This window comes from Pseudomonas sp. TE6283 (genome assembly GCF_054060555.1).
The window spans coordinates 48,586-56,989 of the sequence record NZ_JBSSDH010000026.1; the positions used below are offsets into that span (position 1 = coordinate 48,586).

9 protein-coding genes are annotated in these 8,404 nt (G+C 65.7%); 6 read left to right on the forward strand and 3 right to left on the reverse strand.

Features of this window, described 5'->3' with window-relative positions:
• Nucleotides 1-14 precede the first annotated feature (14 nt).
• The gene (locus ACVWZ5_RS23765; protein WP_096050200.1) at nucleotides 15-455 is read left to right on the forward strand and encodes a general secretion pathway protein GspC; all 441 of its coding nucleotides are present in this window, start codon (nucleotides 15-17) and stop codon (nucleotides 453-455) included.
• Here ACVWZ5_RS23765 and ACVWZ5_RS23770 read toward each other — a convergent pair.
• A complete protein-coding gene (locus ACVWZ5_RS23770; RefSeq protein WP_028692233.1) occupies nucleotides 437-916 on the reverse strand; it encodes a GNAT family N-acetyltransferase in 480 nt (159 codons plus the stop codon). The genes ACVWZ5_RS23765 and ACVWZ5_RS23770 overlap by 19 nt on opposite strands.
• Before the next feature lie 244 nt (nucleotides 917-1,160).
• Between ACVWZ5_RS23770 and ACVWZ5_RS23775 the strand changes: the two genes are divergently transcribed.
• From ACVWZ5_RS23775 to ACVWZ5_RS23790, 4 genes are all read left to right on the forward strand, one after another.
• A complete protein-coding gene (locus ACVWZ5_RS23775; RefSeq protein ID WP_084942869.1) occupies nucleotides 1,161-1,781 on the forward strand; it encodes a LysE family translocator in 621 nt (206 codons plus the stop codon).
• Nucleotides 1,782-1,799: 18 nt separating this feature from the next.
• Nucleotides 1,800-2,672, forward strand: coding sequence for an alpha/beta fold hydrolase (locus ACVWZ5_RS23780; RefSeq protein WP_062573955.1), 873 nt, complete (start codon nucleotides 1,800-1,802; stop codon nucleotides 2,670-2,672).
• 208 nt (nucleotides 2,673-2,880) lie between these two features.
• Nucleotides 2,881-4,017 carry an HlyD family secretion protein gene (locus ACVWZ5_RS23785; RefSeq protein WP_062573956.1) on the forward strand — a complete coding sequence of 379 codons (1,137 nt, stop codon included), beginning with the start codon at nucleotides 2,881-2,883 and terminating at the stop codon, nucleotides 4,015-4,017.
• A complete protein-coding gene (locus ACVWZ5_RS23790) occupies nucleotides 4,007-5,515 on the forward strand; it encodes an MDR family MFS transporter (protein ID WP_186600663.1) in 1,509 nt (502 codons plus the stop codon). Before ACVWZ5_RS23785 ends, ACVWZ5_RS23790 begins: the two co-directional genes overlap by 11 nt.
• A 3-nt stretch (nucleotides 5,516-5,518) precedes the next feature.
• On the opposite strand, the gene ACVWZ5_RS23795 is transcribed toward ACVWZ5_RS23790, so the two are convergent.
• Both ACVWZ5_RS23795 and ACVWZ5_RS23800 read right to left on the reverse strand, forming a co-directional pair.
• Nucleotides 5,519-6,124, reverse strand: a complete 606-nt coding sequence (locus ACVWZ5_RS23795; protein WP_062573958.1) for an START domain-containing protein — start codon at nucleotides 6,122-6,124, stop codon at nucleotides 5,519-5,521.
• 80 nt (nucleotides 6,125-6,204) lie between these two features.
• Entirely contained in the window at nucleotides 6,205-7,041 is an 837-nt protein-coding gene (locus ACVWZ5_RS23800; RefSeq protein WP_028692239.1) for a bifunctional allantoicase/(S)-ureidoglycine aminohydrolase, read from the reverse strand.
• 255 nt (nucleotides 7,042-7,296) lie between these two features.
• Between ACVWZ5_RS23800 and ACVWZ5_RS23805 the strand changes: the two genes are divergently transcribed.
• Complete coding sequence (locus ACVWZ5_RS23805; protein ID WP_186597454.1) at nucleotides 7,297-8,205, forward strand: NHL repeat-containing protein; 909 nt, start codon at nucleotides 7,297-7,299, stop codon at nucleotides 8,203-8,205.
• Nucleotides 8,206-8,404: the final 199 nt, after the last annotated feature.

Here is an 8,404-nt window from a genome sequence, read left to right on the forward strand (position 1 = left end):
AGGAGTGCGTGACCATGCGTATTGCCCGTCCAAATCTGTCCCCCGGCCTGTTGTTGCAGGGCTCGGGGTTGCTGGCCCTGATCGGCGGCCTGACGACCTGGACCAGTCTGTTGCTACAGCCTTCGCCGGGCGTGGCCGCGCCGCAACCCGTCGACGCCCTGGCCCTGAGCGAAACACCGGCCGGGCGTTGGTTCGCCGACCTGCCGTTGCAGGCGCAGATCCAGGTCAGTGGGGTGATGGCCGGCAGCCAGGGCGCGGTGGCCATCGTCAGCATCGACGGCGGCCCGGCGCGTGCCGTGCGCAGTGGCGAGGAACTGGCCCGCGGCGTGCGCCTGGTGGCCATCGAAGGCCGCGGCCTGGTGATCGAGCGCGGCGGCCAGCGCAGCCGCGTCGAGGTGCCGGTATTGGCGCAGGCGTCGTTCTGGGGCGAGGCGCCTCAGCCTTCGGCGAACTGACGCAGGCGCTCGCCGTCGAGGCGGTAGCGGATCCACTCGTCCTGCGGCTCGGCGCCCAGCGAGCGGTAGAAACCGATGGCCGGCTCGTTCCAGTCCAGCACGCTCCATTCCAGGCGACCGCAGCCATTCTCCACCGCCTCGCGGGCGATATGCCGCAGCAGCTTGCGCCCGGCACCGTCGCCGCGCTGCTGGGGCGTGACGTAGAGATCCTCGAGGTAGATGCCGTTGCGCCCCAGCCAGGTGGAGTAACTGTAGAAGTAGACGGCGAAACCGATGGCCTGGCCGTCGCGCTCGCAGACCAGGCTGCGCACCGTGCTGCTCGCGTCGAACAGGCTGTGCTCGATGTCGGCGAGGGTCGCCACCACTTCGTGGCGGGCGCGCTCGTAGTCGGCCAGTTCGGTGATGAAGGCCAGGATCTGGGCGGCGTCGCCCCGAACTGCGGGGCGGATGGTCACGGGCATGGTGGGCTTCCTTGTGATCGGTTGGGTACAAAGGTGATCGGTAGTGTCAGGGAAAACGAAGTGAGGCCGCCAGGTGCGTGGCGGATGATTTGTCGCGCCGATGATGTAGAAGCGGTCAGCAAACATGCATATGAATGGAACAGAAATTTGTATCTGCCCAATTTCGCGTAACTGTACCGGTCATTTCCCCCAACCCTCCGCTACTGTGGCCTTTCGATAATCAGAAAAGCCGGAAACCGCCGCCATGCTTGCCTCGCTCGACCTGCTCAGTGCGTTCGTCCTGTTCGCCTTCGTCTCTTCCATCACCCCCGGCCCGAACAACACCATGCTGCTGGCCTCGGGGGTCAACTTCGGCGTGCGCCGCACCATTCCCCACGCCCTGGGCATCAGTGTCGGTTTCATGGTGATGGTGCTGGCGGTGGGCCTCGGGCTGGGCGAAGTGTTCAAGGCCTGGCCGCCGCTGTACAGCATCCTGCGCTATGCAGGCGCGGCGTACCTGCTGTACCTGGCCTGGAAGATCGCCACGTCCGGTCCGATGTCCGGCGACAGTGCCGGCAGCCGCAAGCCGCTCGGGTTCTGGGGCGCCGCTGCGTTCCAATGGGTCAACCCGAAGGCCTGGGTGATGGCGGTCGGGGCGATCACCACCTATACGCCGGCCCAGGGCTACGTGTTCAACGTGATTGTCATTGCCGCCGTGTTCGCCCTGGTGAACCTGCCGAGCGTCGGTATCTGGGTGATGTTCGGCAGCGCCTTGCGCAACCTGCTGCGCAATCCGCGCGCGGTGGTGCTGTTCAATGTCCTGATGGCCGTGCTGCTGGTGATTTCACTGTATCCGCTGCTGTTTGTAGAATCGGCGTTTTCCTAGAGCCGATGAGTGCCGTCGATGGAGTTGATTCCCTGGTCCCATGAATGCGCCGAAGGCTTTACCCTGCGTGGATGGCGAACCCCCGCCAGCGGCAAGCCGCTGCTGCACTTTCTGCATGGCAACGGTTTCTGCAGCCTGGTTTACCAACCTATGCTCATGCGCCTGGGCGAACACTTCGACCTGTGGTTGAGCGATGTGCAAGGCCATGGCGACAGTGACCACGGCGGCGCGTTTTGCGGTTGGAATCGCAGCGCGGCGCTGGCGGTAGAGGCCTTCGAGACCGGGCGCGGCGAGTATGGAGATGTTCCACGTTACGCCCTGGGCCACAGTTTCGGCGGCGTGCTCACTGGCCTGATCCTGGCCAGCGAGCCGCAGTTGTTCCAACGCGCCGTGTTGCTCGACCCGGTGCTGTTCAGCCGACGCATGATCGGAGTGATGGGCGCCGCCGCCATGGTCGGCCTGCACCGGCGCCATGCTCTGGCGCGCAAGGCCGCCACCCGCCGTAGCCACTGGCCCGACCGTGAGTCGGCGCAGGCCTCGCTGCAAGGGCGCGGGATCTTCAAGGGCTGGACCGATGCCGCCTTGCAGGCCTACGTGGAGCACGCCATCGGGGATTGTGGCGAAGGCGTGGTGCTCAAGTGCCGGCCCAGCCGCGAGGTGGAGATCTTCAGTTCGTTCCCCGAACGCATGTGGCAGCACCTGGGCCGTATCCAGACGCCGACGCGGATCCTGTACGGCGAGCAGACCTATCCGTTCGTGCCGCACTCGGTACAGCGCCTGGTGGGCCTCAATGCCCGGGTGAGCGCGCAGCAGGTGGCGGGCGGGCATTGCTTCATGCAGGAAGATCCGCCGATGGCTGCAAAGCTGGTGCTGGCGTTCCTGCAGGGTTGAAAGCATCCCACAGCCAACGCAATCCCCTGTAGGAGCGGCCTTGCCGAGCCGTCGGACCGGTCTGCAAGGCCGCTCTTACAGGTTCCGCACGCGGGATTAGCGTGGACTGATCTGCTGTCCATTTTGCGACGATTGCTTGCCGATTCGCGAGCGAACGACAATCACAGTTTCCGTACCCTGGCGCTCCCACCATCGGATGGAGCCCAGCATGAACCAGGCGGTCAGCCCAGATCCCCAGCACACCCTCGAGCAAACCCAGACCCGGCGCCGCCAGCGCCTGCTGCGCCTCGGCCTGGCCGGGGGCGTGGGGCTGCTGTTGGCGGCCTATGGCGGCTACTGGTGGCTCGATGGTCGTTTCCTGGAGCAGACCGACGACGCCTACGTGCGCGCCGACTGGGCACCGATCAGCGCTCGGGTCAGTGGTTATGTGGCTGAGGTGGCGGTGGCGGATAACGCCGCGGTCAAGACCGGCGACCTGCTGGTGCGCCTGGACGAACGTGACTTTCGCGATCGCCTGCGCAAGGCCGAGGCGCACCTGGCGGTGAGCGAGGCGGCGTTGCAGGTGCAACGCATGCGCCTGCGCGCCTTCGCTGCCGAGCAGGACGAGCAGGCCCACGCCATCGCCCGTGCCGACGCCGAGCGTGGTGGCAGTCGCGGCGAGGCGCAGCGGGCCGAGGCCGACTGGCAGCGCTACCAGCACCTGGCGCAATGGCAGGCGGCCAGCGTGCAGCGCATGGAGCAGGCCCGCGCCACTCGTATCCAGGCCCAGGCCATGCAGCGCGCCGCCGACGCCGAGCTGGCGCGTCAGCATGCACGCAAGGCGATGCTGGAGCAGCAGGGCAAGCAACTGGAGGCTGAGCTGCTGCAACGCCAGGCCGACCTCGACCAGGCCCGCGCCGAGGCTGACCTGGCCCGCAGCGCCCTGGCCGACACCGAGATCCGCGCGCCGTTCGACGGCGTGGTCGGCCAGCGCAAGGTACGCCAGCAGCAGTACGTCACCCCCGGCCTGCCGCTGCTGGCGGTGGTGCCGGTGGCACAGGCGTACGTGGTGGCCAACTTCAAGGAAACCCAGCTGGCGCAGATGCGTCCCGGCCAGCCGGTGACGCTCGAGGTGGACACCTTCGGCCAGCACTGGCGCGGCACGGTGGACAGCGTCTCCCCGGGTTCCGGCGCGGTGTTCGCGCTGCTGCCGCCGGACAACGCCACCGGCAACTTCACCAAGATCGTCCAGCGCTTTCCAGTCCGCATCCACCTCGACCCGGCGGGTGACGACAGCCCAAGTCTGCTGCCCGGCATGTCGGTGATCGCCACCGTCGACACCCGGCAGGCCCGCCATGAGCGCTGAAGAAAAAGTCTCCCTGCGCGCCTGGGTGGCGGTAATCGGCGGCCTGTTCGGCTGCTTCATGGCTGGCATGAACGTCCACGTCACCAGTGCCGCTCTGCCCGAGATCGAGGGCGCGCTGGGGGCCAGCTTCGAGGAGGGCTCGTGGATCTCCACCGCCTACCTGGTGGCCGAGATCAGCATGATCCCGCTGACCGCCTGGCTGGTGCAGGTGTTTTCCCTGCGCCGGGTGATGCTGGTGGGCTCGGCGGTGTTCCTGGTCAGCTCGGTGAGCTGCGCCATGGCCGGCAGCCTGGAGGCGATGATCAGCCTGCGGGTGATCCAGGGCGCCTCCGGTGCGGTGCTGATCCCGCTGTCGATGCAATTGATCATCACCGAGCTGCCGGCCAGCCGCCTGGCGCTGGGCATGGCGCTGTTCAGCCTGTCCAACAGCGTGGCCCAGGCCGCCGGGCCGTCGATCGGCGGCTGGCTCACCGACATGTACTCCTGGCGCTGGATCTTCCTGCTGCAGTTGCCGCCGGGCATTGCCCTGCTGGCGGCGGTGGCTTGGTCGATCAAGGGCCAGGCCGGGGATCGCAGTGCCTTGCGCCAGGCCGACTGGCTGGGCATCGCCGCCATGGCGCTGGGGCTGGGTGCGTTGCAAGTGGTGCTGGAGGAGGGGGGGCGCAAGGACTGGTTCGAGTCGCGCTTCATCGTCGGTTTCAGCCTCGTCGCGATGATCGCCCTGGCGCTGTTCATCCAGCGCCAACTGTGGGGCACACGGCCGTTCATCAACCTGCGCCTGCTGGGCAGCTACAACTTCGGTGTATCGAGCCTGGCCATGGCGGTGTTCGGTGCGGCCACTTTCGGCTTGGTGTTCCTGGTGCCCAACTACCTGTCGCTGGTGCAGGGCTACAGCGCCAGCGAGATCGGCAAGAGCCTGATCGCCTACGGCATGGTCCAGCTGCTGCTGGCGCCGTTGCTGCCCCGGCTGATGCGCTGGCTCAATGCCAAGCTGCTGGTGGCCAGCGGCTTCGCCATCATGGCCCTGGGCTGTTGGCTGGGGTCGACGCTGACGGTGGACTCGGGCAGCAACGTGATCATCCCTTCGACCGTGGTGCGCGGCATCGGCCAGCCGTTAATCATGGTGGCGTTGTCGGTGCTGGCAGTGAAGGGCCTGGACAAGGCCCAGGCCGGCTCGGCCTCGGCGCTGATCTCGATGCTGCGCAACCTGGGTGGTGCGGTGGGCACGGCGTTGCTGACGCAACTCGTGTCGCAGCGCGAGCGCTTTCATTCAGTGCGGGTGGGCGAAGGGCTGACGCTGTTCGACGGCGCGCTGCAGCAACGACTACCCGGTGGCATGGTCGATCCGCAGTCGCCGCAGGTCATGCAGACCCTGGCGCTGATCGACCAGAGCGTGCGCGAGCAGGCTTACCTGATGGCCTATTCGGATGCGTTCTATCTGTCGTGCGTGGCGTTGCTCGGTTGCGCACTGGCGTCCCTGCTGCTGCGCAGTCGCTAGCCATCACGGCTGGCGTTCGGCCACGGCGCGCAGGGTCTTCAGGGTAACCATCGGCGCATCCACCACGAAGCGATTGGCCAGCCAGCCCGGCACATCGCCGGCCGGGTCGGCGCGTAGCTGGTAGGTGACCTCGGTCTCGCGCTCGCCCAGCGGACGCATGATCCATTCGCCGCTGAGCCGGCGCACCCGGATCAGCCCGGGCGCAGCCGGCACCCGTCCGGGCTCGGCGCTCAGGTGACGGACCAAGGTGTCGCCGTCGAGGCGCTCGGTGCGCACCTTGAGCACCATGTCGCGGGGCTTGGCCGGCCAGGGCAGGGCGGTGGTGAGGTAGACCCAGGTGGTGTCGCCGTCCACCTCCAGCAGGCGCATGTCAGCGCAGGCGTACAGCCATTTACAGGCCACCCGCAGGTTCTCCTGCAGGTCGGTGAGGGTGCGCAGGCTGGCCTTGATCCGGGTGATGCCGCGGAACTGCTGGTAGGCCGAACCGTCAACGCTGCTCAGGTAGACATCGATGCCGTCGTCCTGGTGGGCGAGTTGCCAGTCGTCTGCCCACGGCAAGGTGCCCGGCAGCAGGAGCAGCAGGACAAACAGAGGGCGCAGGAGGGTCATGGCGGGGACGCCGAAGGGGGAAGGTCCGATCAGTATGGATCAAGGCCAGCAGGAGCGGGCGTACCCGCTCCTGCATTGCATCAACGCTGCGGATTGAGCGTCAGGTGCACGTGACGGTTGACATCCTTGTACAGCAGGTAGCTGAACGGGCCTGGGCCGCCGGAATAGCAGGCCTGCGGGCAGAAGGCGCGCAGCCACATGAAGTCGCCGGCCTCGACCTCGACCCAGTCCTGGTTCAGGCGGTACACCGCCTTGCCTTCCAGCACGTACAGGCCGTGTTCCATGACATGGGTCTCGGCGAACGGAATCACCCCGCCCGGCTGGAAGGTCACGATGTTCACGTGCATGTCGTGGCGCATGTCGGCCATGTCGACGAAGCGGGTGGTGACCCAGCGGCCTTCGGTGCCAGGCATCTCGATGACGGTGGCGTTGTCGCGGTGGGTGACGAACGACTCGGGAACCGGCAGGCCCTCGACCTTCTGGTAGTGCTTGCGCAGCCAGTGGAAGGTGACGTTGGCCTTGCTGTTGTTGCGCAGGCTCCAGTCGGCGCCCGGGGCCAGGAACGCGTAGCCGCCCGGCACCAGGGTGTGGTGCTTGCCTTCGACGGTGATGTCGATTTCACCCTCGACCACGAACAGCACCGCTTCGGCGTTCGGGTCCAGCTCAGGACGCTCGCTGCCGCCTTCGGGGGCCACTTCGACGATGTACTGGGAGAAGGTTTCAGCGAAACCGGTCAGCGGGCGGGCGATGACCCACATGCGCATCTTGTCCCAGAACGGCAGGTGGCTGGTGACGATGTCACGCATCACGCCCTTGGGGATGACGGCATAGGCTTCGGTGAACATGGCACGGTCAGTCAGCAGCTCGGTCTGAGCCGGGTGCCCACCGTGGGGGGCGAAGTAGGAAGGTTTCGACATGAACGGTCTCGACTTGTTGTTCTCTCCCCATGCCTTGGACCACACCGGCCGGTGCGTGCAGGGGATGCACCGACAGCATAGGGGCGGGCCGGCGCCATCTACAAATTAAATGTTGGAATACCCGGTATCCAGTTGCTGAATGTCATGAAGGCATTCTCATGGCGCTGATGTAGGAAGTTTCCCAGGGTTTAGGGCCATGACATTTTTTTCACATCGCCTTGCTAGCATCGCCAGCACTTCCACGGAGCTGAATCGATGATACCTGTCCTGCGCAAACGTGCTGTTCGCCTCGCCCTGGCCGGTACCGGGGGGCTGTTGGCCTGTACCCTGGGTTTTTTCGGCTGGCAGTCCTTCTACCCGGTGCAGGCCGCCGAGGGCTGGGACGTTCAGGTGCTGCACAATTCGGTGACCCGGGCCGCCTCGTTGCTGCCCCAGGCCGACGGCAGCTTGCTGGTCAGTCGCGAGCTCAACGGTGGCAAGGGCAGCATCATGCGCATCACCGCCGAGGGCGACCGGATGGTGGTGCTCGATGGCCTGTCCAAGCCCGACGGTATGGTTGCTGTCGAGGGTGGATGGGCGTTCAGCCAGGAGGTAGGCGGGGCTCCGGTCAGCCTGTCGCGCGATGGCAGGGTCAGCCAGCTGTTCTCGGGCAACAATGTGCAGGGGTTGTATAACGATGGTCAGCATCTTTATGCCATTGAGGACCGCAAGGGTGATGGCCGATTGATGCGATACGACTGGCGCAGCGGTGAGGTCGATGTGCTGCGTGCGGGGTTGACCGAGACCGAAGGGCTGACCCGTTGTACCGATGGACGGTTGCTGTATACCGAGAAGGCTACCGGCAAGATTCGTGCGTTCAATGCCGAAGGCGCTGATCCGGTGGTGGTTGACGGGCTGCGCAACCCGACGTTCCTGCTTTGCGATCAGCGTGGATTGTGGATCAGCGAGGATTCCACTCATCGGGCGCGGTTGGTGCGGATTGATGGTGATGGTGCTCGGCATACGATTCTCAGCTATCTGAAGGCGCCTCAGGCTATTGTTCCGGATGGCAAGGGGGGGTATTTGCTGGCTGAAGGAGGACGGGATCGGGTTTTGCGGTTGACGCCGCCGGTCGAGGCCAGTACGGCTCAGGTCGACGCGTTGCCTCGGGGGCCTGAGGCCTGACCTGGCGTTGTTGTTGTTGTTGTTGTTGTTGTTGTTGTTGTTGTTGTTGTTGTTGGGTGGTTTTGATCGTTGTATGCGCATTCATTTGCGATGTTGACGCTTATTCACCTTTCCGCCCTTACGGCGGGTTACTTTGGTCGTGGCCAAAGTAACCAAAGCCGTGGCGCTCCATTCATCCGGCCCTGCGCTTCGCTCCGGG